This is a genomic window from Janthinobacterium rivuli, assembly GCF_029690045.1.
Classification (GTDB): Bacteria; Pseudomonadota; Gammaproteobacteria; order Burkholderiales; family Burkholderiaceae_D; genus Janthinobacterium; species Janthinobacterium rivuli.
Genome location: NZ_CP121464.1, coordinates 642,883 through 666,259, shown reverse-complemented (window position 1 = coordinate 666,259; position 23,377 = coordinate 642,883). Strand labels below are relative to the sequence as shown.

Sequence of the window (23,377 nt, the reverse complement as noted above, 5' to 3'; positions counted from 1 at the left end):
CAAACCAAATGACAGGGTGCTGTCGTTTAGTTGCGTTCGAGGTCGATATCGATACCCAGCGAACGGATTTCCTTGACCAGCACGTTGAACGATTCCGGCATGCCGGCGTCGATCACGTGGTCGCCCTTGACGAGGTTCTCGTACACTTTGGTACGGCCATTCACGTCATCGGACTTGACGGTCAACATCTCTTGCAAGACATACGACGCGCCATACGCTTCCAGTGCCCAGACTTCCATCTCACCGAAACGCTGGCCACCGAACTGGGCTTTACCGCCCAGTGGCTGCTGCGTTACCAGCGAGTAAGGACCGGTCGAACGCGCATGCATCTTGTCATCGACCAAGTGATGCAGTTTCAGCATGTGCATGACGCCGACAGTGACCTTGCGCTCGAACGCTTCACCGGTGCGACCGTCATACATGGTCACCTGGTTTTTCGAAGCGGTCATGCCCAGGTTCTTGGCGATGTCGTCCGGATACGCCAGGTCCAGCATGCGGCGGATCTCTTCTTCATTGGCGCCGTCGAACACTGGCGTGGCGAATGGAACACCTTTTTTCAGGTTTTCCGCCAGCTTCATGATCTCTTCGTCGTCGAAGTTATCCAGATCTTCCGCGCGGCCATTGTCGTTGTAGATCGTCGTCAGGTACTTGCGCACTTGTTCGACCTTGGTTTGCGCCTTCAGCATTTCGCCGATGCGGATACCCAGACCCTTGGCAGCCCAGCCCAAGTGCGTCTCGAGAATCTGACCAACGTTCATCCGCGAAGGAACGCCCAGCGGGTTCAGCACAACGTCGGCTGGCGTGCCGTCGGCCATGTATGGCATGTCTTCCACAGGAACAATACGGGAAACCACACCCTTGTTACCGTGGCGACCTGCCATCTTGTCGCCCGACTGCAGGCGGCGTTTCACGGCCAGGTACACCTTGACCATTTTTTGCACGCCTGGTTGCAGCTCATCGCCTTGCGTCAGTTTCTTGCGCTTCTCTTCGAAGGCCAGATCGAACTGGTGACGCTTCTCGTTGATCGATTCCTTGATCGCTTCCAGCGCTACCGCTGCATCGTCGTCCGCAGGGCGGATGTCGAACCAGTGGTATTTGTCCAGATCGGCCAGGTAATCCTTGGTGATCTTGGCGCCTTTGGCCAGCTTTTTAGGGCCGCCGTTGACAACTTTGCCGATCAGCATTTTTTCCAGACGCTGGAAGGCATCGCCTTCAACGATACGCATCTGGTCGTTCAGATCCAGACGGAAGCGTTTCAGTTCGTCATCGATAATTTGCTGGGCACGCTTGTCGCGCACGATGCCTTCACGGGTGAAGACTTGCACGTCGATCACGGTACCGATCATGCCCGAAGGCACGCGCAGCGACGTGTCTTTCACGTCCGAAGCTTTTTCGCCGAAAATCGCGCGCAGCAGCTTCTCTTCCGGGGTCAGCTGGGTTTCGCCTTTCGGCGTCACTTTACCAACCAGGGTGTCGCCGGCTTGTACTTCAGCGCCGATGTAGACGATACCGGATTCATCCAGACGTGCCAGCTGGTTTTCAGCCAGGTTCGAGATGTCGCGCGTAATTTCTTCCGCGCCCAGTTTCGTGTCACGGGCCACCACCGACAACTCTTCGATGTGAATCGAGGTGTAGCGGTCATCCTTGACGACGTTTTCCGAGATCAGGATCGAATCTTCGAAGTTCAGACCATTCCATGGCATGAAGGCCACGGTCATGTTCTGGCCCAGCGCCAATTCACCCAGGTCGGTCGATGCGCCGTCGGCGATCACGTCGCGCTTGGCAACACGGTCGCCCACTTGCACGATAGGACGCTGGTTGATGTTGGTGTTCTGGTTCGAACGGGTGTACTTGATCAGGTTGTAGATGTCGACGCCCACTTCACCAGCGGTCGCTTCGTCATCGTTGACGCGAATCACGACACGGCCTGCATCGATGTAATCGACGATACCGCCACGCAGCGCTTGCACGGTGGTGCCCGAGTCGACCGCAACGGTGCGTTCGATACCGGTACCGACCAGCGCTTTTTCCGGACGCAAGCAAGGCACAGCCTGGCGTTGCATGTTGGCGCCCATCAATGCACGGTTTGCATCATCGTGTTCGAGGAACGGAATCAGCGAGGCAGCGACGGAAACGATCTGGCCAGGCGCCACGTCCATGTACTGAATGCGCTCTGGGGATACCAGGATGGTTTCGCCGGCCTCACGGGCCGAGACCAGTTCATCGGACAGCATGCCTTCGTCGTTGATGGTCGCATTCGCCTGAGCGATGATGTAGCGGCCTTCTTCGATGGCGGACAGGTAGTCGATCTGATCGGTAATCTTGGAGCCTTCGACCTTGCGGTACGGGGTTTCCAGGAAGCCGTATTCATTCAGGCGGGCATACAGAGCCAGCGAGTTGATCAGACCAATGTTCGGACCTTCCGGTGTCTCGATCGGGCAGACGCGGCCGTAGTGGGTCGGATGCACGTCGCGCACTTCAAAGCCGGCGCGTTCGCGTGTCAGACCGCCGGGTCCCAGAGCCGATACGCGGCGCTTGTGGGTAATTTCCGACAGAGGATTGGTTTGGTCCATGAACTGCGACAACTGGGACGAACCGAAGAACTCGCGAATCGCGGCCGAAATCGGCTTCGAGTTGATCAGGTCGTGCGGCATCAGGTTGTCCGCTTCGGCTTGGCCGAGGCGTTCCTTGACGGCGCGCTCAACACGCACCAAGCCGGCGCGGAATTGATTCTCGGCCAGTTCGCCCACGCAACGTACGCGACGGTTACCCAGGTGATCGATATCGTCGACTTCGCCGCGGCCATTGCGCAGTTCCACCAGGATCTTGATCACGGCCAGCACGTCTTCGTTCGACAGGGTCATGGCGCCGGTCAGTTCATCGCGGCCAATGCGGCGGTTGAACTTCATGCGGCCCACGGCCGACAGGTCGTAGCGGTCCGAGTTGTAGAACAGGCCATTGAACAGCGCTTCAACGGAGTCTTCCGTTGGCGGTTCGCCTGGACGCATCATGCGGTAGATCGCCACTTTCGCAGCCATCTGATCGGCGGTGTCGTCGATACGCAGGGTTTGCGAGATGTAGGCGCCCTGATCCAGGTCGTTCGTGTACAAGGTCTGGATTTCGGAAATGTTGGCATCGCGCAGGCGGCCCAACAGATCTTCGGTCAGCTCATCATTCGCGGAAGCGACGACTTCACCGGTGTCGCCATCGACGATGTTCTTCGCCAATACGCGGCCCAGCAGGTAGTCTTCCGGTACGGAAATGTGCTTGATGCCGGCAGCTTCGATATCACGCACGTGTTTCGCGTTGATACGCTTGTCTTTCAGCACCAGGGTCTTGCCCGACTTGTCGACGATGTCGAAACGCGCCACTTCGCCGCGCAGACGCTCGGAGACGAATTCCATTTCCGCGCCTTCGGAGCGCAGGTTGAAATTGTCGAAGACGAAGAAGTTCGCCAGGATTTGCTCATGCGACATGCCGATGGCTTTGAGCAGGATCGTTACTGGCATCTTGCGGCGGCGGTCGACGCGGAAGAACAGGATGTCTTTCGGGTCGAACTCGAAGTCCAGCCACGAACCGCGGTAAGGAATGATACGCGCGGAGAACAGCAGTTTACCGGACGAGTGAGTCTTGCCGCGGTCGTGCTCGAAGAACACGCCAGGCGAACGGTGCAGCTGGGAAACGATAACCCGCTCCGTGCCATTGATAACAAACGAACCGGTGGTCGTCATGAGCGGCAATTCGCCCATGTAGACTTCCTGTTCCTTCATCTCTTTGACGACGGGCTTGGTTGGCGATTCCTTGTCCAGGATCACCAGACGCACTTTCGCGCGCAGCGGCGACGCGAACGTCAGGCCACGTTGTTGACATTCTTTGACGTCAAAGGCAGGATCGCCCAGAACGTACGACAAGAATTCGAGACGCGCAAAACCATTGTGCGACACGATAGGGAAAATCGAAGTGAAAGCCGACTGCAGGCCATCATTCTTGCGGCCGGACGGTGCTATGTCCTCTTGCAAGAAGCTATGATAAGACTCGAGCTGGGTCGCCAGCAGGAACGGAACGTGGTGAACGTTGGCGCGCTTCGCGAATGATTTGCGAATGCGTTTCTTCTCAGTAAATGAGTAGTGCATGGACACTCCGTGAGTGACAGAAAGGATAGAAAATTCAGGTTTTGCAAGTGTTCGTTTGCACCGCTGCGTGTGACACAGACGAAACCTCAAGGCTCTGCTTTCCGGCTTGAATCGAATAAAAACTGCTGCTACAACTACATGACAAATACGATGCAGACGACAAAGGAGCCAAAGTCGGATTCCCCCCCTTGCGAGGGGAAACCTCAGACTTTGACTCGGGCGCTAACTGCCGCCGGTACAGATATTACTTGATCGAAGCGGTTGCGCCGGCTTCTACCAGTTTCTTCTGTGCTGCTTCAGCGTCAGCTTTCGACACTGCTTCTTTCACAGTTTTTGGTGCGCCATCGACCAGGTCTTTAGCTTCTTTCAAGCCCAGGCCGGTGATTTCGCGAACTGCTTTAATAACGCCAACTTTGTTTGCGCCGAAGGTGTCAAGGATGACGTTGAATTCGGTTTGTTCTTCAGCAGCTGCTGCTGGGCCTGCTGCAGGACCGGCCGAAGCCATTGCTGCTGCGGACACGCCGAATTTTTCTTCGAATGCTTTAACCAGGTCGTTCAGGTCCATTACGGACATGGCGCTAACTGCTTCCAGGATATCGTCTTTGCTAATTGCCATTTTGAAACTCCTAAATTTATTACGTTAGTTACATCAGATTGGTACTGAGAGAAAAAAGCGCGCGCAATTAAGCGGCTGCTGGGGCTTCTTCTGCTGCTGCTTCTGCAGGAGCTTCGGCGCCTTCGCCTTTTTTCGCTGCCAGGGCAGCCAGACCACGTGCAAAGCCCGAAACCGGAGCCAGCATAACGCCCAACAACTGCGAAATGAGGACTTCACGGCTAGGAATGCTCGCCAACGCGGTGACAGCAGCTGTATCCAGCGGCTTGCCTGCGTAGTTACCTGCTTTGATGACCAGTTTGTCGTTGGTTTTAGCGAAGTCAGCGATGACTTTAGCTGCTGCAACGGCATCGGCCGAGATCGAGTAGATCAACGGGCCGGTCATGGCATCTGCCAGGCTGGCGAATGCGGTACCTTCAACGGAGCGACGAGCCAGAGTGTTTTTCAACACACGCAGGTACACGCCTTGGGCACGCGCTTTAGCACGCAGTTGCGTCAAGTGACCAACCTGGATGCCACGATATTCGGCCACGACGATCGTTTGCGCATTTGCTACTTGTGCGGAAACTTCGGCGACGACGGCCTTTTTGTCATTCAGATTGAGACTCACGGTCAACCTCCTTAAATGATGTTCGGCAATCACAACCGAGTGGTTGAGCGCCTTGCATCGGTTCGAACACGGCGTCCGAAGTCAAGAAGTACTAAACTGAGCGGATGGATTCACGCAGCATGAGGACTACAAAACTTGTTCGGGTACACCATCTGCGTTGGGCACTTGCCGTTGCCGGCAAGCCTATTAACCTTCTGCATGTGCGATCACAGTCGGCCCAACGGTCTTTGATTGTCTGCCTGCCTGGTGCGAACACCGGACAGACAGCCCAAAGATGCGCCCGCAGCGCCCGAAGGCGCTACAGGACTTGATTCTGTTACTTAAGCTGCCAGGCTAGCCTGGTCAACACGGACGCCAGCGCCCATGGTCGACGACAGCGAAACTTTGCGCAGGTACACGCCTTTGCTCGATGCTGGCTTGGCTTTGTTCAGTGCGTCGATCAGTGCGACCAGATTCGACTTCAGATCTGCGTCAGCGAACGATTTACGGCCGATGGTAGCGTGGATGATACCGGATTTGTCGGTACGGTACTGAACTTGACCAGCTTTCGCGTTTTTCACGGCGGTAGCGACGTCAGGAGTAACAGTGCCAACTTTCGGGTTAGGCATCATGCCGCGTGGGCCCAGGATCTGACCCAGGGTACCAACGATACGCATGGTATCTGGCGAAGCGATAACGATGTCGAAAGGCATGTCGCCGGCTTTGATCTGCTCAGCCAGGTCTTCCATACCAACGATGTCGGCGCCAGCAGCTTTAGCCGCTTCCGCTTTTTCGCCCGACGCGAATACAGCCACGCGTACGGTTTTGCCGGTACCAGCTGGCAGCACGACGGAGCCGCGCACCACTTGGTCGGATTTCTTAGGATCAACACCCAGTTGTACCGATACGTCGATCGATTCATTGAACTTGGCCGTTGCGCACTCTTTGATCAGAGCGACAGCGTTGTCGAAAGCGTACACTTTGGTACGGTCGACTTTGGCTTTCAAAGCCTTGATACGTTTGGATAACTTAGCCATTATACAACACCTTCCACCGTGATACCAATCGAACGAGCGGAACCAGCGATGGTGCGTACAGCAGCATCCATGTCGGCAGCGGTCAGATCAGGGGTTTTCAATTTAGCGATTTCTTCAGCTTGTGCGCGGGTCAGCGTACCGACTTTGTCGGTATGTGGCTTCGGCGAACCTTTGGTGATCGCAGCAGCTTTTTTGATCAGGTAGGTTGCTGGAGGCGTCTTCATCACGAAAGTGAAGGACTTGTCAGCGAACGCGGTGATCACGACTGGAATCGGCATGCCTGGCTCCAGACCTTGGGTCTGTGCGTTGAAGGCCTTGCAGAATTCCATGATGTTCAGACCACGTTGACCCAGAGCTGGACCGATTGGTGGGGATGGGTTTGCTTTACCAGCTGGCACTTGCAGCTTGATAAAACCAATGATTTTCTTTGCCATGATGGCTCCTATCTTGGATTGAGTAGTAGCGCCCCGCCGATCCTACCTTGGCGGGGCTCCTCTGACCGGATTTTGCTGAGACTGCCGCAACGCTCCTGGTGGCGCTTGATAATACTTAAACTTTTTCGACCTGGCCGAATTCGAGCTCTACCGGAGTAGCGCGGCCGAAAATGGTGACCGAGACGCGCACTTTGGATTTCTCGTAGTTGACTTCTTCGACATTGCCGTTGAAGTCGGTGAACGGACCATCCTTGATGCGGACTTGCTCGCCCACTTCGTACAAGGTTTTTGGACGGGGCTTTTCAACACCTTCCTGCATCTGCTTCATGATGCCGTCGATTTCGCGCGCGGAGATCGGCGTCGGCTTGTTCGACTTGCCACCAATGAAACCGGTAACCTTGCTGGTGTTCTTGACCAAGTGCCAGCTCTCGTCCGTCATTTCCATTTCAACCAGCACATAGCCAGGATAGAAACGACGTTCGGTGACGGACTTCACACCATTCTTGACTTCAACAACTTCTTCGATCGGCACCAGGATCTGGCCGAACTGGTCTTGCATGCCCGCGCGCTCGATGCGCTCGGTCAGTGCGCGCATGACGCTTTTTTCCATGCCGGAATAAGCATGCACGACATACCAGCGCTTGCTGCTGACCGGCACGCTCAGCGCTGCACCAGTGTCCGCTACCGGAGCGTCGCCCGGAACGGACTCGTCCGCCGCTTCATCATGCACATTTTCGCTCATTATTTTTTCCAACCCAGAATTACGTCATACAACAAAAACTCGAGCAATTTATCCGTACCCCACAGGAAAATCGCCATGACCAGCACAAAGGCAAACACGATCGCAGTAATCTGCGTGGCTTCTTTGCGGGTAGGCCAAACGACTTTCTTGGTTTCGCGCACAGCTTCTTTGGCGAAATTGAGAAATTCACGGCCGGTCGTCGAGATATACAAGAGCGCAACAGCAATAACCAAACCAGCCACAAGCGCGCTTGCACGCACCAGAGCTGGTTGGCCTGCCAGGTAATAAAACCCGACTACTCCTGCAATCGCAGCTACTATTGCCAGCGCGACTTTTATCTTGTCACTCGACGTGCTAACGGTTTGCACGGATTGATTTGACATTTTTCTACTTTCGGTGCCCTGCACCTTGACGGTGGCAGGGACGGAGGGCATCGAACCCCCAACCTTCGGTTTTGGAGACCGACGCTCTGCCAATTGAGCTACGTCCCTACGTAAAACTTTCGAGGAGTGCTATTCTACCACCCAGGACGCCCGGGTGGAAGCATAACATTTCCTTATGCGAGGATTTTTGCAACCACGCCGGCGCCGACGGTACGGCCGCCTTCACGGATAGCGAAGCGCAGACCTTCTTCCATCGCGATCGGGTTGATCAGCTTGACGGTGATCGACACGTTATCGCCTGGCATGACCATTTCTTTGTCTGCTGGCAACTCGATCGAACCGGTGACGTCCGTCGTGCGGAAGTAGAACTGTGGACGATAGTTGTTGAAGAATGGCGTATGACGGCCGCCTTCGTCTTTCGACAGAACATAGATCTCGCCGGTGAAGTGTGCATGCGGCTTGATCGAGCCTGGCTTGGCCAGAACTTGACCACGTTGCACGTCTTCACGCTTGGTGCCGCGCAGCAGCAGACCAACGTTGTCGCCTGCTTGACCTTGGTCCAGCAGTTTGCGGAACATTTCCACGCCGGTGCAAGTCGTTTTGACGGTATCGGTGATACCAACGATTTCGATCTCTTCGCCGACTTTAACAATGCCGCGCTCGATACGACCGGTCACAACGGTACCGCGACCCGAGATCGAGAACACGTCTTCTACTGGCATCAGGAAAGCACCGTCAACAGCGCGCTCTGGCGTTGGGATGTAAGCATCCAGCGCATCAGCCAGACGCAGCACTGCGTCAACGCCCATTTCGCCTTCTTTGCCTTCCAGCGCCATACGTGCCGAACCTTTGATGATAGGCAGGTCGTCGCCTGGGAATTCGTACTTCGACAACAGCTCGCGCACTTCCATTTCAACCAGTTCCAGCAGCTCTGCGTCGTCGACCAGGTCGCACTTGTTCAGGAACACGATGATGTATGGAACGCCAACTTGGCGGGCCAGCAGGATGTGTTCGCGGGTCTGTGGCATTGGGCCGTCAGCTGCGGAGCACACCAGGATCGCGCCGTCCATCTGGGCAGCACCGGTAATCATGTTTTTGATGTAATCGGCGTGGCCTGGGCAGTCAACGTGCGCGTAGTGACGCGTTTCCGTTTCGTACTCGACGTGAGCGGTGTTAATCGTGATACCGCGCGCTTTTTCTTCTGGTGCTGCATCGATCTGGTCGTATGCTTTAGCTTCGCCGCCGAATTTCTTCGACAGAACCGTTGCGATTGCAGCGGTCAGCGTGGTTTTACCGTGGTCGACGTGGCCGATGGTGCCGACGTTGACGTGCGGCTTGGTCCGTTCGAATTTACCTTTTGCCATTTTGAACTCCTAATGATTTGATTAGATTGCTCAGGCACACGCCCGACGGTCTGGTTTGAATTGCTTCTGTGCTGCCTGCTGCGAATTCTGGTGCCCTTGACGTGGATCGAACACGTGGCCTCTCCCTTACCAAGGGAGTGCTCTACCACTGAGCTACAAGGGCTGTAATTTGTTGCATGCGATGCATCAAGCATCTGAACGGAAACTGGAGCGGGTGAAGGGAATCGAACCCTCGTCGTAAGCTTGGAAGGCTTCTGCTCTACCATTGAGCTACACCCGCGAGGTATCGTTCACTTTATCTTCACTGCTTTTTGCTACTACCCAGTTTTCCTTGCAAAAACTTGGTGGAGGGGGCTGGATTCGAACCAGCGTACTCATAGAGAACAGATTTACAGTCTGTCGCCTTTAACCACTCGGCCACCCCTCCGCGGGAACCGCAGAGTATGAAGCATCTACTCACAACTGTCAACCTTATTTACTGATGCCTGACTGCTGCATTTGCGTATAAAGAAGAAGTTGGCTGCTTCGGGGCGTGATTATAAGCTCCCGATTTGAGAATGTGCAAGGGTTGGCGCGAAAAAGTCTTCTTTTTTTGGATTTTTTTTATCCTCCCTGCCCACAAGCCGCATTTTTCCGTCATTCGCCCCGCATTCCCCCCTTTACCGGGCATCAGGCGGATGCATCCAGGAGTTGCCCAGGGGCTTATATTTACGCAACAACTGCTGATGCAGGCCCGACAGTACCGGCAATTTGGGGTTGCGCGGGTCCAAACGGCGCACGCCGGCGATAAACGTCAGCGCCTGCTGTCCCATGCGTTCATCCCAGCCTTCGTGCTCCAGGCATTTCAGCACGGCCACGGCCGCATTGAAGACCACTTGCGGATTGTCGGGCAGGCGCGTGACGGCTTCGCCCATCAGGTCGACGGCACCGCGGAAATCGCCCTCTCCCGCCCTGGCCGCGCCTGCCGCTACCATGTCGGCCACTTCCTGGCGGCTTTGCCGCGCCAGCGCCTTGGCCAGCTCTTCGCGTCCCGCCTGTTCAAACACGGCCATGGCGCGCGTCATGGCGGCGCTGTCTGGCGCGTTGCGCATGACTTCGCGCATCACCTCGGCCGCGCCATCCTCGCGACCATGCGCCAGGCAGTGGCGCGCCAGTTCCGTTTTCAGCATGTTCGAGCCGCCCACGCTGTGGCGGTTGGCGGCCAGTGCCGCGTCCAGCGATTGCTGCAGGCGTTCCTCGTTGCCCGTATGCGCATGCAGCATGGCGCTGCACAGGGCGCTGCACAGTTCCGCATTCTTTTGTCCGCCCATCGATTTGTCGAGGTCGCGGATCACGGCGCCCGCCTGCAGCGGGTCGCCCTTGCGCACCAGGGTCTGCACCAGGCGCACATGGTCTTCCGGGTCGCGGAATTCCGAATACTTGGCCTTGCTGACCACCAACTTGAGGGATTTTTCCGCCATCTCGATATCGTCGGCCGCCAAAGCCGCCTCACCCAGGCGGCGCAGGCGGCGCACGGCATGCGGCGACAGGGCCACCGCTACACTCAGGGCCTCCTGCGCCAGTTCCGGCTTGCCCTGCGCCAGGTGCGTGCGCGCCAGCCAGTCATACGCGTCGAGAAAACGCTTGTTGTTTTCCAGCAGCCCTTCCAGCGTGCCCTGCGCCGCTTCGTATTCCCCCAGCAGGAACTGCGTCTTGGCCTGCCCCAGGCGCGCCCAGCCGATGGACTTGGCCTGGTACAGGCCCGCGTAGATCGGCTCGGCGTCGGCCGCCTCGCCCAGCAGCAGATGCAATTCCGCGCGCAGGCGCAGGAAATCGGTGGCATAACGGGGATACAGGCTGGCGCCCTCGGCGCAGGCGGCAATCGCCGCGCGCTCATTGCCCACGTCGATCAATTCATATACGGGCACGAAGGCATTGCGCTTGTCCAGCGCGCGGCCGATGCGCTCGAGCATGTTGTCAGCGGTAAAAGGCTTGAGGATGTAATCAGTGGGCAGCAGTTCGACGGCGCTGACCACCTTGGCGAAGCTGCCTTCGCCCGTGACCATGAAGAACATGGTCGAGGCATGCATCAATTTGTGGTGGCGCAAGTCTTCCAGCATCTGCTGGCCATCCTGCCCGCCGTCGAGATCGTATTCGCACAGGATCAGATCATACGATTTGCTGCCCAGCATGCGGATCGCCTGGCCGGAACTGGCCGCGTCATCGATCTTCGCCAGGCCGCACAGGTTGAGCATATTGTGCAGGCTGGCGCGCATGCCCGGATGCGGCTCGATGATCAGCGCGCTGAGGCCCTTGAGTTCTTTCATGTCGTGATGTCCGAAAACTCCGCGGCGCGCCACACTGGTGCGTGGCGCCAGCCAGCATGAGGCTGCCGAGTATATGACGGCGCCGCGCGCAAGGGAATGGCGGCGTGCCGAAAAATGCCAACGAAGTGGCGGCTCAAGCGCTGGCGTGCTCCGGATGCCACAGTTGCGGCTCATGGTCGATCAGCTCCAGCAGCGCCGTCACCACTTCCGGATCGAACTGGCTGCCGCTGCGCTGCTCGATGTATTCACGCACCTGCGGATACGGCCACGGTTCCTTGTAAGGCCGCTCGTGCAGCAAGGCGTCAAAAACATCGACCACGGCAACGATGCGCGCGGCCACGGGAATGTCGCGCCCTTTCAGGCCGTTCGGATAACCGGCGCCATCGAAATGTTCGTGGTGGCCGCCGGCGATCTGCGCGCCATATGTCAGGTAGCTGACGCCGTCGACCATGTTGGCGGCCCGTTCCAATATGGTGCGACCGACACCGGCGTGCAGCTGCATCTGCGCCCGTTCCTCATCCGTATGCTTGCCCGGCTTGAGCAGCACGGCATCCGGCGTGGCCACCTTGCCCACGTCGTGCAGAATGCTGGCCAGGCCGATCATGTCGAGTAGCTGCGGGCTGAGCTCGTCGGCGTACACGCCGCGCTGCTGCATGCGCCGGGCGATGGCGTCGGACAACAGCTGCACGCGCCGCACGTGGCCGCCCGTGTCGCTGTCGCGGAACTCGGCCAGGTCGGCCAGCGCCACCACGGTCGCTTCCTGCGCCTTGCGCAGCTGGCCGAACATGTACAGGTTGTCGAAGGCGGCGGCGATGCGCTGGCAAAACACTTCCAGCAGATCGCGCTGGATCTGCGCCAGCGGCCACGGCGGCGTGACGGAAATGGCCAGCTCGCGGTTGCCTTCCGTGTGAATGAACAGCACATTGGCCGGATGCTCGAACTGGCTGCGCTTTTCCGCGAACGCCTTGGCGATGGTGGGCGTGAGGGCATGGTCGGCCGGCAAGGCTTCCGCTTCGGCCAGCACGGCATACGTGCCCGTGGCGGCGACCACCTCGGGCCGCCCGGCGCCGCCCTGCATCAGACACAGCACGCCGTCGGCGCCCACGTCGAGGATGGCGCTGACCTGGTTCAGTACGCCGGAAGCGAATTCGCGCAGGGAGTGAATCTGGTACAGATTGGTGGCGCCGGCGAGGATCTTGCCCAGGCCGATGCGGCTGCGTTCGAGCATCATCAGACTCTCGTAGGCGCGCAGGGCCGAAATGACGGTGGTAAACAGCTTTTGAGTCGTCAGTTCCGTCTTGGCCTTGTAATCGTTGATGTCGTATTCGATGATGACGCGCTGCTCGGGCGCCTGGCCCGGCTGGCCCGTGCGCAGCACGACGCGCACGATGGAGTTGTTCAGGTCGGCGCGGATGCGCTTGGCGAGGATCAGGCCGGCATCATCCGTTTCCATCACCACATCGAGCAGCACCAGCGCGATATCGGGCGTGTCGCGCAGGATCTCGTACCCTTCACGGCCGCTGTAGGCGGAAAACAGTTCCAGTTCACGTCCCTTGAAACTGACATTGCGCAGCGCCAGCCGCGTGACCGCATGCACATCGACGTCGTCATCGACGATCAGGACACGCCACAGGCGCTGGTCGGGCGCGGCCAGCCCGGCAGGACTGGCCACCGGCTCATCTTCGTCGAGCAGCCAGTTATCATCTGCATCGGCTTTGAGGTCGGTCATGAATACTCCTAATGGATAAGTTCGATGTGGACGCTGCGTTGACGCCTATCAAGCATAATCAGATTAGATGCTGCTTACAACAGGATTCTGCGTACCGCCTTCGCTGGCGGACGGCGACGAGGCCGAGGCGCCGCTGCGCGTGGCGCCGCCGCAATTGTCCTGGCCTGGCCCGACAGCCTGGTAGCGCACTTCATACTTGCCCGCGCTGAGCTGCTCCACCAGCAGCTTGTCGTACGCGAGGATGTACAGGTAGCGCACGTTCGAGCGCCGCTCCGTGTCATACAGCTTGACGAACACGGGCGCGGCATTGCCGCTGTTGTCGATGCTCACGGCCAGTTCATCCCCCTTGTTACCAATCGGGAATCCATCGACATAGCCGGAATGGGCCGGCCAGGGTTCGCCATTCGGCGCCACCAGCGATGGGGACTCGGCTTTGCCGGCCCCATCACAGGCGGGCGGGACGCCTTTCAGGCTCAGCTGGGACACGGCCAGCACGCGGATCTCGGGCGTCTTCGCTTGCGGAGGTTCGGGTGCATACGGCTTGCCCACGGCCCAGCTATCGACGGCCACGGCCTCGCCTTTCGATGATGACGACGCCGCACTGGCCGCAGACGTGGCTGTTTCCGCATGGGGCTGGGCGCCGTCGCGGGCCAGGCCGCTCCAGGCCGACGCCAGCGCGGCAGGCACGGGTTGCGACGTATCGAGCATCAGCAAGGCGCCCAGCCAGCCCAGCAGCAGGCAGACGAGCAAACTCAGCCACCAACGCCAGTTGCGCCAGACGGGTTGCAAGCCGCGTCGCGCCTTGCCCTTCGGCGGCGGCACATCCTGCGCCCACGTGTGTTCATGCGGCTGGGCATGGCCTTTCGCGCGGCCATCGCGGCTCTTGCCTTCTTCCTGGTGGGTGCTTTCCAGCCATTCGATTTCCCACTCCTCGGCGGCGATCCACTCGTCGTGTTCCTTGCGGCGCTGGGGATCGGACAAGGTGCCATAGGCGCTGTTGAGGATCGCCATGATGCGGGCGGCCTTTTCGTCGCCGGGATTCTTGTCCGGGTGGTATTTCTGGCTGAGGGCTTTGTACGCGGCACGTATGACTTCCTGCGGCGCCAGGCGCGCCACCTTCAGGTTGTCATAGTGTGTGTGTATCTTTCCCATCGTTCTATCTTGAAATCGGTGCGCGGCGACGGGTTCTTGCAGGATGGAACCGTGCTGTGTCGGTCATCATATACGATATGACAAGATAATAACCACTGGCGGACAGGAAATTGCAGGGCGGCACTGCCCTGCCTTGATATTGCGGGCGCTTACAGGCGGTGGCTGCGGTCGCTGGACAACAGCGCTTCCGGCAACGCCACCTTGTGCCCCACCACCAGCACCTTGAACAATTCCCCCATCTCGGCCGGCGACACCAGCTTTTGCACGGCGCTGGCTTGCGGCAAGTACGTTTTGACCTGTTGCGGATCGGTGCGCAGCAGCAAATCGCCGAGGCCCGCGCCCAGCAGGAAGGACGCCTGGTTCATATAGGCGAGCACGTCGAGGCCGGCATCCTGCGCCGCCACCGCCATGGCCGTAAAGTCGACATGGGCCGTGATGTCCTGCAAACCGGGCAGATAAAACGGTTCCGCGTGGGCATGATGGCGGTAATGGCACATCAGGGTGCCCGTGGCGCGCAAGTCCAGGTAATACTCGTGCGCAGGGAAGCCGTAGTCGAACAGCACGGCCGCGCCGCCCTTGCCATTGGTCAGCATGCGCGCCAGCGAGCGCATGAAGCCGCAGGCCACGCCATGGATCTCGCTGACATAGCCCACCGGCAAGGCATCCGCATCCGGCACCTGGGCGGCGATCTGCGCGGCCACGTCATCGCCGGCAAGCCGTTCGACAAACACGAACTGGCCGTCGGCGATGCTGACGTCGAGTTCGCACCAGCCGGCAGGCGTCTTGCTGATCAGGTTGACGGGCATGGCGTCGAGCACTTCATTGCCGAACACGGCGCCTTCGAAACTGTCGGGGAAACCGTCGAGCCACACCACTTGCGGGAAGCCGGCCAGCGCCAGCTCCTGGCGCGCGCGCAATTCGCCGGACAATTCGACGATCGCATACTGTTCAATGGCGATGCCGGCCTGCGCCGCTTCCGTCAGGATATCGCGGGCCAGCTTGCCCGTGCCGGCGCCGAATTCGAGGATGCGGGGGGCCGTTTGCGCCATAATAGCGGCTGCCACATGGGCCAGGGTGGCGCCGAACAGGGGCGAAATCTCCGGCGCGGTTGTAAAATCGCCATCTTTGCCCAGCTTGGCGGCGCCGCCGCTGTAATAGCCGAGGTCAGGCGCATACAGCGCCAGCTCCATGAAGCGGACAAAGGGAATGGCGCCGTCATTGCGCGCGATTTCGGCGGCAATCTGGTGCTGCAAGGCATGGGACGCGGCCAGCGCGTCGCTATCGGGTGCGGGAAGAGACATTCCCGCATTGTAGCGAATCGGCGGCGCATGCCGCCAGTGTGGCGTCCACCGAATATCTCAACCATAGCAAAGACATGACAGAAGCAACGACAACGCCATTCGACAGCACTCCCCGCGTCGCCCTCGTCACGGGCGCCGCGCGCCGGCTCGGCCGCGCCATCGCCCTGGGCCTGGCGCGCGACGGCTGGGATATCGCCGTGCATTACCGCGACTCGTGCGAGGAAGCGCTCAGTCTGGTGGCGGAAATCGCCGCGCTGGGCCGCCGCGCGCACGCGTTCCCCTGCGACCTGGCGCAGGAAGACGCCGTGCGCCAGCTGTTGCCACAGGCGCAGGCGGCGCTGGGGCCCGTTACTTGCGTGGTCAACAACGCATCGTTGTTTGAATACGACAATGCCGGCGATTTTTCCTTCACCGCGCTCGACGCCCACATGCACGCCAACCTGGCCGCCCCCATCCTGCTGGCGCAAGCGCTGTACCAGGCCACCCCGGCAGGCGGGCAAGCCGTGGTCATCAACTTGCTGGACCAAAAACTGTACAATCTCAATCCTGATTTTTTGTCGTACACCCTGTCCAAGGCGGCGCTGTTGTCGGCGACCACCATGCTGGCCCAGGCGCTGGCGCCGAAAGTGCGCGTGGTGGGCATCGCCCCCGGCATCACCATGGTTTCCGGCGAGCAGACGCAAGCGAACTTTGCCAAGGCGCATGAAAACACGCCGCTGGGACGCTCCAGCACGCCAGAAGATGTGGCCGACAGCGTCTGTTACGTGGCCGGCGCGCGCGCGCTGACGGGCACGACCTTGCTGGTCGATGGCGGCCAGCATTTGATCGGCTTGCCGCGCGACGTCATGTTTTTGACCAAATAATCAGCAGCCACACCAAACAACCAGCATTCCCTAAAAGGTAAAACCTATGTCGTCCGCCCTGTTCCACCCTCGCCTGGCCGATTGCCGCCGCCTGTTCCTGCGCAATTACGAAGTCCTCATCAACATCGGCGTCTACGACTTCGAGAAAAAGGGCGAGCAGCGCGTCCTCATCAACGTCGACCTGTACATTCCCCTGGCCCTGTCGACGCCGAAGGATGACCAGCTGGAAGAAGTGGTCGATTACGACTTCATGCGCGAAACCATCGCCAGGCGCATGGCGCAAGGCCACGTGCAGCTGCAGGAAAGCCTGGTCGACGACGTGCTGGCCGCCATGCTGGCGCACCCGCGCGTGCGCGCCGCGCGCGTATCAAGCATGAAACCGGACGTGTATCCCGACTGCGAAGGCGTGGGCGTGGAAGTATTCAAGATCAAGGATGAAGCATGAGCAATATGAACGACACCGCAGTCATGGAAACAGCCGTGGAAATTCCGGCCAACGTGGAAGCGCAGAAACTGGCGCGCAAGAAGGCGGAAAAGATCGCCCTGGAAAACAACAAGCTGCACAAGCGCCTGTGCCGCCTGGTGGGACAAGCCATCGGCGACTTCAATATGATCGAAGACGGCGACAAGGTGATGGTGTGCCTGTCCGGCGGCAAGGATAGCTACGCGCTGCTGGACATTTTGATGACCTTGCGCGAACGCGCGCCGATTCACTTCGACATCGTCGCCGTCAACCTGGATCAAAAGCAGCCGAACTTCCCGCCGGAAATCCTGCCCGCCTACCTGACGGAACTGGGCGTGGCCTTCCACATCGAAAACCAGGATACCTACAGCATCGTCAAGCGGTTGATCCCGGAAGGCAAGACGACGTGTTCACTGTGCTCGCGCCTGCGCCGCGGCATCCTGTACCGCGTGGCCGACGAGCTGGGCGCCAACAAGATCGCCCTGGGCCACCACCGCGATGACATCCTGGAAACGTTCTTCCTGAACATGTTCTTCGGCGGAAAACTGAAAGGCATGCCGGCCAAGCTGCAGTCGGACGACGGCAAGCACATCGTCATCCGCCCGATGGCCTACGTGAAGGAAGAAGACACGCAGCGCTATGCGGAAGTCAAGGGCTTCCCCATCATTCCATGCGACCTGTGCGGTTCGCAGGAAAACCTGCAGCGCAAGCAGATCAAGGGCTTGATGCGCGAATGGGACAAGAAATTCCCCGGCCGCGTGGAAAGCATTTTTTCGGCCCTGTCGAACGTGGCGCCATCGCATTTGATGGACCCGAAACTGTTCGGTTTCAAGGATTTGAAAGCGGACGGCGTGGCCAGCCCCATGGGCGACATCGCGTTTGACGAAGAGCCGTGCTCGACGCCGACGACGTTTGGCACGATTCCGCTGCAACAAGCCTGACCGTGCGCACGCCGCGCGACTACTGGATCGCGCAGTGCGCTGGCTGGGGCGCGCTGGCGGCGCTGGGCGTGTACGCCTCCTGGGGCGGCGGGCACGCGGACCAGGTGCTGTGGTTCTCGGTCGCCAAGGTCTTTTGCGCGCTGACGGGCCTGGGCCTGTCGCACGGCTGGCGCAACCACCTGCGGCGCCATGGCTGGATCAAGGGAGCGCAAGACAGATTGCCGCTGGCGCGCATCGGCGCCGGCCTGCTGCTGCTCAGCGTGCTGCAAACGGGCGCCGTGCTGCTGGCCGAGCTGCTGTTCCGCAACGGCGCCCTGCTGCAGGACCGCGCCGAACTGCCGGCCACCGTGGCTATCCTGACGGTGATCTGGTGTATCGTGTTCGCGCTGTGGACGCTGCTGTACACCCTTGCGCTGGCGCGCCGCCACGCCACGCGGCTGGCGTTCGACAAGCTGCAGCTGGAAATCCATGTCAAGGACGCCGAATTGCGCGCCTTGCAGGCGCAAGTCAATCCCCACTTTTTCTTCAACAGCATGAACAGCATCCGCGCGCTGATGTTCCAGGACGTGCAGGCGGCCGCGCGCGCCATGAACCAGCTGGCCGCCATGATGCGCCACAATCTGCAGACGGGCTTGTCCGGCACGGTGCGGCTCGACGCCGAGCTGGCCGCGCTGCAAGCCTATCTCGGCATGGAAAAGCTGCGCTTTGAAGAGCGGCTGCAACTGAGCCAGGATATCGATCCCGGCCTCGAGGCCGTGGCGCTGCCGCCGATGCTGCTGCAAACCCTGGTCGAAAACGCCATCAAGCATGGCGTCGAGCGCAGCACCGGCCCCTGCGCCGTGCGCATCGAGGCGCGCCGCACCGATGACACGGTGCTGCTGCGCGTGGCGAACCAGGGCAAGCTGGCAGCCGACAGCGGCTCGACGCGCGTGGGCCTGGCCAATGCCGGCCAGCGCCTGCATCTGCTGTTTGGCGCGGGCGCCACCTGCCGCCTGGCCGAACACGATGGCTGGGTCGTCGCCACCGTCACACTACCCCGGGAGAAGACATGCGCGTGATGATCATCGACGATGAACGGCTGGCGCGCGACGAGTTGCGCCGCCTGCTGCTCGAGCATCCATGGGTCAGCGTGGTCGGCGAAGCGGCCAATGTGCAGGAAGGCTTGCAGCAGATCGCGGCGCTGGCGCCGGAGCTGGTGTTCCTCGACGTGCACATGCCCGATGGCAGCGGCTTCGATCTGCTGGCGGCGCTCGCGCAAGCGCCGGCCGTGATCTTCACCACGGCCTACGACCGCTATGCGCTGCGGGCCTTTGACGTCAGCGCCCTCGACTACCTGCTCAAACCCATCGATCCGCCACGCCTGGCGCAAGCGCTCGATAAGCGCCGGCCCGCGCCCCAGGACGCCGGGGCGGTGGCCGCCGATGGCAAGGTCTTCATCAAGGACGGGGAGCGCTGCTGGTTCGTGGCGCTCGACGATATCGCGCTGTTCGAATCGGAAGGCAATTACACGCGCGTGTATTTCGATAATCACCGTCCGCTGCTGCTGCGCTCACTGGTGCAGCTTGAAGCGCGGCTGGACGCGGCGAAATTCATGCGCGTCAGCCGCAGCCGCATCGTCAACCTCGCCAGCGTGACGGGCATCGCGCCGGCGCCCGCAGGCGGCATGACGCTCACCCTGCACGGCGACCTGCGCGTGGGCATGTCGCGCCGGCGCGCCCTCGTCTTCAGGCAACTCAACCGCCTGTAAGCTGCACGCGCCGGCGGTTGTCCACCGCATTGCGTTCGATCAGCAGCTGCTCCGGGTCCAGCACCGCTTCGCCCGGTGGCGCATCGACCGTCACCGTCACCGCCGCCGATGACGCCCCGCCGGGCAAGCGGTGCTTGCCGCGGTACAGCAGGCGCTGTGGTGCGCCATCGGCATATACCGCCACATCGACCGGTTCATCGTAGACGCGCGGCGTGTCGCGTCCCTTGCCGTCGGCTTCCAGCTTGGCCAGCTGCACTTGCAAGGTCACGTCCCAGCGGCCGTCGGCGCGGCGCAGCGCGCTGGCGCCGGCCAGGCGGTTGTCGTACAGGACGACGCGCTCGAACAGGTCGGTGACCAGCTGCTGTTGCGCCGCCGGCGTTTCGGCGCGGATAAAGGACAGCAGGTCGCGGCTGGTCGCATAGGGCGCGCTGCGATAGCGATGCTGCGTCAGGAAGGCTTTCAGGGCGCGGTTCAAGGCCGCTTCGCCGATTTCCGCGCGCAGGCGGTAGAACGCCAGGCTGCCTTTGCGGTACTCGATATACGCCTGGCCCTCGCTGCGGAACAGGGGCAGTTCGCGGCCCTGCTCCCGGCCACGGCCGGCCAGGTAGGCATCGAGGTCGAAGCGCAGGATGCGCCGCACCTTCTCGGCGCCGTAGCGCTGCTCCACCGCCATCAACGCCGAATACTCGGCCAGCGATTCGGTCAGCATGCCGCTGCCCTGCACGTTGGCGGCGATCAGCTGGTCGCCCCACCACTGGTGCGCCACTTCATGCGCCGTGACATAGAACACATGGTCGACGCCATCGGGGTCGCGCAAGTCGCTGATGAAGCCGAGCGACTCCGAAAACGGAATCAGGCCCGGAAAGCTACGCGCATACTGCTGGTACAGGGGAAACTCGACGATGCGCAAGTACCGCTGCGGGTAGGGGCCGAAGTGCGCCGTGTTGTAGGCCAGCGCCTGCTGCGCGCCGGCGATCATGCTGCCGGTATTCCACGCGTGCTTCGCATCGTGATGCACCTCGATCGCCACATCCTGCCATTGCGCGCGCCGCACCTGCCAGCGGCCGGACTGGAAGGCAAAGAAAGGCAGCGCCGGCTGCGCCATGCGGTAACTGAAATAGCGGCGGCCCTCCTTTTCCCAGCTGCGCTCCAGCGTGCCCGGCGCGATCGCCACCTGGTCCGCGCTGGTGGAAATGGTGGTCTGGAAGTCGACCAGGTCGCCATCGATGCCCCACTGCTTCCAGTAATTGCTGTAGCGCGCCTGCAGGTCGTCGAGCTTGGGCATGCCATGCGGCGCGCCCAGGCCGCGCTGCCGGCGTTCGTCGCTGTCCGCGATCTCCTGCGACGCGTTGTAGCCCAGGTGCGGGAAATACTGCTCGATGGTGAAATAGCTGCCGTTGTGCTGCACGCCTTCGGGCTGGCCGCTGGCCGTAAAACCCTGCTGGCGCACGTTGACGAGAAACGCGAGATCGAGCGTCGCGCCCGGCGCCAGCGCCTGCGCCAGTTCGACGATGCGCACGCCATGGCGCGCATCATCGACCAGCACGCGGTGCGCGGGCAGTGCCGACAACGTGGTCTGCGCCACCGTATCCATCTGCAGGTACAGCGTGCGCAGCGGCGCCGCACCACGGTTTTTCAGGCGATAGCGGCCGCGTATCGCCGCGCTGCGCTGCGCCGGATACAGGTCGACATTGGCGGCAATGGCCGTGATGCCAGGCTGCGGCAGCGCCAGATACTGGCGATAGCGCCGCTCATGGTCGGCGCGCGCATCGAGCTGCTGCGCGCCGGACTGATAGTTGTTCAGCACGTGCATGTTATAGGCGATCCAGCTGCCGCTGGCGGCAAAGCCGGCCAGGCTCAGGGCCAGGACCCAGCCGCTGGCGCCGCGCAGGCGCCGCACGCCCTGCGGCCAGCGCACGCGCCAGCGGGCGGCGCGGCCCGACGGACGAAAAACCTGCGCCAACAGCCGCAGCGCCAGCGCGCCCAGCGTCCAGTACAGCGAGAACCACAGCCAGCCGGCCAGCAGGCCGCCATAGCCGTTCAAGTCCGAGTACACGAGTTCCGGCAGCGAGGCAAAGCGGTACAGCGGATGCTCAACACCCAGCGCGGCCAGCAGCGGCTTGAGCATCAGCAGCAACAGCGAAAGCGCATACGCGACATATTTCTGGTTGACGACGACCTGCAGCGCCAGCATGGCCAGCGCCATCAGCACGAACCAGGCGCCGTTCATCAGCGTGCCTTGCAGGTACAGCAGCGGTTCCGGGCGCACGCCGCCCCGCAGCAGCTGCACCGCCAGCGCGGCCAGCACGCCGGCGCCCAGGAACACGGCCACCACGGCGGTCAAGGCGCCGCACTTCGCCAGCAGCGGCAGCCAGCCCGGCACGGGCATGGCGTCCGTCAGGTCGGCGATCTTCGCCTGCCGCTCGCGCCATACCAGTTCGCCACTGTAAAACATCACGACGATGGCCAGCACAACATTCAGACTGTCGGCCAGTTCGACCAGCATCAGGCGCGTCAGCGGATACGGCACGCTGTCAAAGCGCAAGCCGCCGACGCTGACGTTGGCGATGAAGTTGGCCAGCGCCAGCAGCAGCATGACGAGGAAAGGCACGCTTTTCAGCACGCCCATGGTGTCGAAGCGCAGCACATGCCAGAACTGCCGCCATGCCGTGGCCATGCCAAACCGCGGCGTGACGGGGCGCAGCGCGGGGGCGGCCCCGGCGGTGACAACAGGCGCCGGCTGCACGGAGGCGGTGCGGCGGAACCAGCCGCGGGCGGCGCCGGCGCGCTGCGGCTTGAACAGCCAGATCGTGGCCGCCAGCAGCGCCAGCGACAGCACGCTCCACAGCAGGCGGTTGGCCAGCAGCAGGCCGGCCAGCGGCGGCAGCGCCGTATTCATTTCCGCGCTGGTGAAGTAGCGCGTGGCCAGCGCCAGGGCGCGCACGCCGAACGGGTCCAGCAAGGCAGCCGTCATGGCCAGCGCGGGACGCCCGGCCAGCAGGCCGGAGGCCGCCCACAGCACGAAAAACGCCAGCACGCCCACGTACACGAGCAGCATCGAGCGCCCCGTCACGGCCAGCAGCATCAGCAGCGCGGCGACAAACAGCACATTGGGCACGATAAAGACGGCAAAGCTCCACAGATAGGGCAGCGGCGTGACGGGGTTGAGCCGCTCGGGATCGGCAGCGGAAGTGAGCGAACCGAGCATCATCGCCAGCAGCACCAGCACGAAGACCAGCAGGCAGGCCGCCAGGCCGGCCAGGAAGCGCCCGCCCAGGTAGTCGCGCTTGCGCATCGGCGTGGCGTACAGCAGGTCGGCGATGCCGGCGTCGCTGTCGCGCAGCACGGCGCCGGCGATGAACACGGGCACGAGGAACATGGCGAGCATGCTCAGTACGCCAAGCTGGTTGGCGATCACGGCCGGCGCGTTCAGGTGCACATTGCCGATGCCGCCGCCGAGGCGGAAGGTCGGGCTGCCAGCCGTCAAAAAGGCGCCGGCCATCAGAGGCACCGTCATCAGCCACAGCAAGGGCTGGCGCAACTGGTAGCGCAAATCGAAGCGAAAAAATTCCTGCCACAT

18 protein-coding genes and 4 tRNA genes are annotated in these 23,377 nt (G+C 61.1%); 5 read left to right on the top strand and 17 right to left on the bottom strand.

Translation table 11 applies throughout. From position 1 onward, the window contains the following. Positions 1-26 precede the first annotated feature (26 nt). The 16 genes from rpoB to P9875_RS02890 all read right to left on the bottom strand — a co-directional run bounded on the left by rpoB (position 27) and on the right by P9875_RS02890 (position 15,783). Positions 27-4,133 (bottom strand): DNA-directed RNA polymerase subunit beta, encoded by a 4,107-nt coding sequence (rpoB, locus tag P9875_RS02965; protein ID WP_099401261.1) that lies wholly within the window; start codon positions 4,131-4,133, stop codon positions 27-29. 244 nt (positions 4,134-4,377) lie between these two features. Next, positions 4,378-4,749, bottom strand: a complete 372-nt coding sequence (gene rplL / locus P9875_RS02960) for a 50S ribosomal protein L7/L12 (RefSeq protein WP_034753136.1) — start codon at positions 4,747-4,749, stop codon at positions 4,378-4,380. Positions 4,750-4,816: 67 nt separating this feature from the next. Further along, the gene (gene rplJ, locus P9875_RS02955) at positions 4,817-5,356 is read right to left on the bottom strand and encodes a 50S ribosomal protein L10 (RefSeq protein WP_034753621.1); all 540 of its coding nucleotides are present in this window, start codon (positions 5,354-5,356) and stop codon (positions 4,817-4,819) included. Positions 5,357-5,676: 320 nt separating this feature from the next. Next, positions 5,677-6,372 (bottom strand): 50S ribosomal protein L1, encoded by a 696-nt coding sequence (rplA, locus tag P9875_RS02950; protein ID WP_034753134.1) that lies wholly within the window; start codon positions 6,370-6,372, stop codon positions 5,677-5,679. Further along, positions 6,372-6,806 carry a 50S ribosomal protein L11 gene (gene rplK / locus P9875_RS02945; protein ID WP_034753131.1) on the bottom strand — a complete coding sequence of 145 codons (435 nt, stop codon included), beginning with the start codon at positions 6,804-6,806 and terminating at the stop codon, positions 6,372-6,374. Before rplK ends, rplA begins: the two co-directional genes overlap by 1 nt. Positions 6,807-6,921: 115 nt before the next feature. Continuing rightward, a complete protein-coding gene (gene nusG / locus P9875_RS02940; protein ID WP_034753130.1) occupies positions 6,922-7,548 on the bottom strand; it encodes a transcription termination/antitermination protein NusG in 627 nt (208 codons plus the stop codon). Continuing rightward, positions 7,548-7,931 carry a preprotein translocase subunit SecE gene (gene secE / locus P9875_RS02935; protein ID WP_035823944.1) on the bottom strand — a complete coding sequence of 128 codons (384 nt, stop codon included), beginning with the start codon at positions 7,929-7,931 and terminating at the stop codon, positions 7,548-7,550. The genes nusG and secE overlap by 1 nt, the downstream gene beginning before the upstream one ends. A 32-nt stretch (positions 7,932-7,963) precedes the next feature. Next, positions 7,964-8,039, bottom strand: a tRNA-Trp gene (locus tag P9875_RS02930). Between the two features lie 65 nt (positions 8,040-8,104). Then, entirely contained in the window at positions 8,105-9,295 is a 1,191-nt protein-coding gene (gene tuf / locus P9875_RS02925) for an elongation factor Tu (RefSeq protein WP_034753125.1), read from the bottom strand. 88 nt (positions 9,296-9,383) lie between these two features. Next, positions 9,384-9,458 (bottom strand) — tRNA-Thr (locus P9875_RS02920). Positions 9,459-9,501: 43 nt separating this feature from the next. After that, positions 9,502-9,575, bottom strand: a tRNA-Gly gene (locus P9875_RS02915). 62 nt (positions 9,576-9,637) lie between these two features. Further along, positions 9,638-9,722: transfer RNA gene (locus P9875_RS02910), tRNA-Tyr, on the bottom strand. Positions 9,723-9,954: 232 nt separating this feature from the next. After that, on the bottom strand, positions 9,955-11,601 hold the full coding sequence (locus P9875_RS02905) for a tetratricopeptide repeat-containing response regulator (protein ID WP_278317539.1): 1,647 nt from the start codon (positions 11,599-11,601) through the stop codon (positions 9,955-9,957). A gap of 133 nt (positions 11,602-11,734) precedes the next feature. Then, the gene (locus tag P9875_RS02900) at positions 11,735-13,330 is read right to left on the bottom strand and encodes a DUF3369 domain-containing protein (protein ID WP_278317538.1); all 1,596 of its coding nucleotides are present in this window, start codon (positions 13,328-13,330) and stop codon (positions 11,735-11,737) included. 63 nt (positions 13,331-13,393) lie between these two features. Beyond that, entirely contained in the window at positions 13,394-14,482 is a 1,089-nt protein-coding gene (locus P9875_RS02895) for a J domain-containing protein (protein ID WP_278317537.1), read from the bottom strand. 149 nt (positions 14,483-14,631) lie between these two features. Further along, positions 14,632-15,783: a class I SAM-dependent methyltransferase gene (locus P9875_RS02890; RefSeq protein ID WP_278317536.1), complete on the bottom strand. Its 1,152-nt coding sequence runs from the start codon at positions 15,781-15,783 to the stop codon at positions 14,632-14,634. Positions 15,784-15,857: 74 nt separating this feature from the next. On the opposite strand from P9875_RS02890, the gene P9875_RS02885 reads away from it, so the two are divergent. The 5 genes from P9875_RS02885 to P9875_RS02865 are packed head-to-tail and all read left to right on the top strand — an operon-like array spanning position 15,858 to position 19,797. Next, complete coding sequence (locus P9875_RS02885) at positions 15,858-16,646, top strand: SDR family oxidoreductase (RefSeq protein WP_219310342.1); 789 nt, start codon at positions 15,858-15,860, stop codon at positions 16,644-16,646. A 46-nt stretch (positions 16,647-16,692) separates the two neighbouring features. Next, entirely contained in the window at positions 16,693-17,091 is a 399-nt protein-coding gene (locus tag P9875_RS02880; protein ID WP_035823929.1) for a dihydroneopterin aldolase, read from the top strand. A gap of 5 nt (positions 17,092-17,096) precedes the next feature. Next, positions 17,097-18,050: a tRNA 2-thiocytidine(32) synthetase TtcA gene (ttcA, locus tag P9875_RS02875; RefSeq protein ID WP_423221842.1), complete on the top strand. Its 954-nt coding sequence runs from the start codon at positions 17,097-17,099 to the stop codon at positions 18,048-18,050. Further along, the gene (locus P9875_RS02870; protein WP_278317535.1) at positions 18,002-19,108 is read left to right on the top strand and encodes a sensor histidine kinase; all 1,107 of its coding nucleotides are present in this window, start codon (positions 18,002-18,004) and stop codon (positions 19,106-19,108) included. Before ttcA ends, P9875_RS02870 begins: the two co-directional genes overlap by 49 nt. After that, the gene (locus P9875_RS02865; RefSeq protein WP_099401256.1) at positions 19,099-19,797 is read left to right on the top strand and encodes a LytR/AlgR family response regulator transcription factor; all 699 of its coding nucleotides are present in this window, start codon (positions 19,099-19,101) and stop codon (positions 19,795-19,797) included. Before P9875_RS02870 ends, P9875_RS02865 begins: the two co-directional genes overlap by 10 nt. Here P9875_RS02865 and P9875_RS02860 read toward each other — a convergent pair. Beyond that, on the bottom strand, positions 19,784-23,377 hold the full coding sequence (locus P9875_RS02860) for an ABC transporter permease/M1 family aminopeptidase (protein WP_278317534.1): 3,594 nt from the start codon (positions 23,375-23,377) through the stop codon (positions 19,784-19,786). The genes P9875_RS02865 and P9875_RS02860 overlap by 14 nt on opposite strands.

Coding starts and splice junctions, on each gene's coding strand:
- rpoB (WP_099401261.1), bottom strand. CDS start 4,133: ATGCACTACTCATTTACTGAGAAGAAACGCATTCGCAAATCATTCGCG.
- rplL (WP_034753136.1), bottom strand. CDS start 4,749: ATGGCAATTAGCAAAGACGATATCCTGGAAGCAGTTAGCGCCATGTCC.
- rplA (WP_034753134.1), bottom strand. CDS start 6,372: ATGGCTAAGTTATCCAAACGTATCAAGGCTTTGAAAGCCAAAGTCGAC.
- rplK (WP_034753131.1), bottom strand. CDS start 6,806: ATGGCAAAGAAAATCATTGGTTTTATCAAGCTGCAAGTGCCAGCTGGT.
- nusG (WP_034753130.1), bottom strand. CDS start 7,548: ATGAGCGAAAATGTGCATGATGAAGCGGCGGACGAGTCCGTTCCGGGC.
- secE (WP_035823944.1), bottom strand. CDS start 7,931: ATGTCAAATCAATCCGTGCAAACCGTTAGCACGTCGAGTGACAAGATA.
- tuf (WP_034753125.1), bottom strand. CDS start 9,295: ATGGCAAAAGGTAAATTCGAACGGACCAAGCCGCACGTCAACGTCGGC.
- P9875_RS02905 (WP_278317539.1), bottom strand. CDS start 11,601: ATGAAAGAACTCAAGGGCCTCAGCGCGCTGATCATCGAGCCGCATCCG.
- P9875_RS02900 (WP_278317538.1), bottom strand. CDS start 13,330: ATGACCGACCTCAAAGCCGATGCAGATGATAACTGGCTGCTCGACGAA.
- P9875_RS02895 (WP_278317537.1), bottom strand. CDS start 14,482: ATGGGAAAGATACACACACACTATGACAACCTGAAGGTGGCGCGCCTG.
- P9875_RS02890 (WP_278317536.1), bottom strand. CDS start 15,783: ATGTCTCTTCCCGCACCCGATAGCGACGCGCTGGCCGCGTCCCATGCC.
- P9875_RS02885 (WP_219310342.1), top strand. CDS start 15,858: ATGACAGAAGCAACGACAACGCCATTCGACAGCACTCCCCGCGTCGCC.
- P9875_RS02880 (WP_035823929.1), top strand. CDS start 16,693: ATGTCGTCCGCCCTGTTCCACCCTCGCCTGGCCGATTGCCGCCGCCTG.
- ttcA (WP_423221842.1), top strand. CDS start 17,097: ATGAACGACACCGCAGTCATGGAAACAGCCGTGGAAATTCCGGCCAAC.
- P9875_RS02865 (WP_099401256.1), top strand. CDS start 19,099: ATGCGCGTGATGATCATCGACGATGAACGGCTGGCGCGCGACGAGTTG.
- P9875_RS02860 (WP_278317534.1), bottom strand. CDS start 23,377: ATGTGGCAGGAATTTTTTCGCTTCGATTTGCGCTACCAGTTGCGCCAG.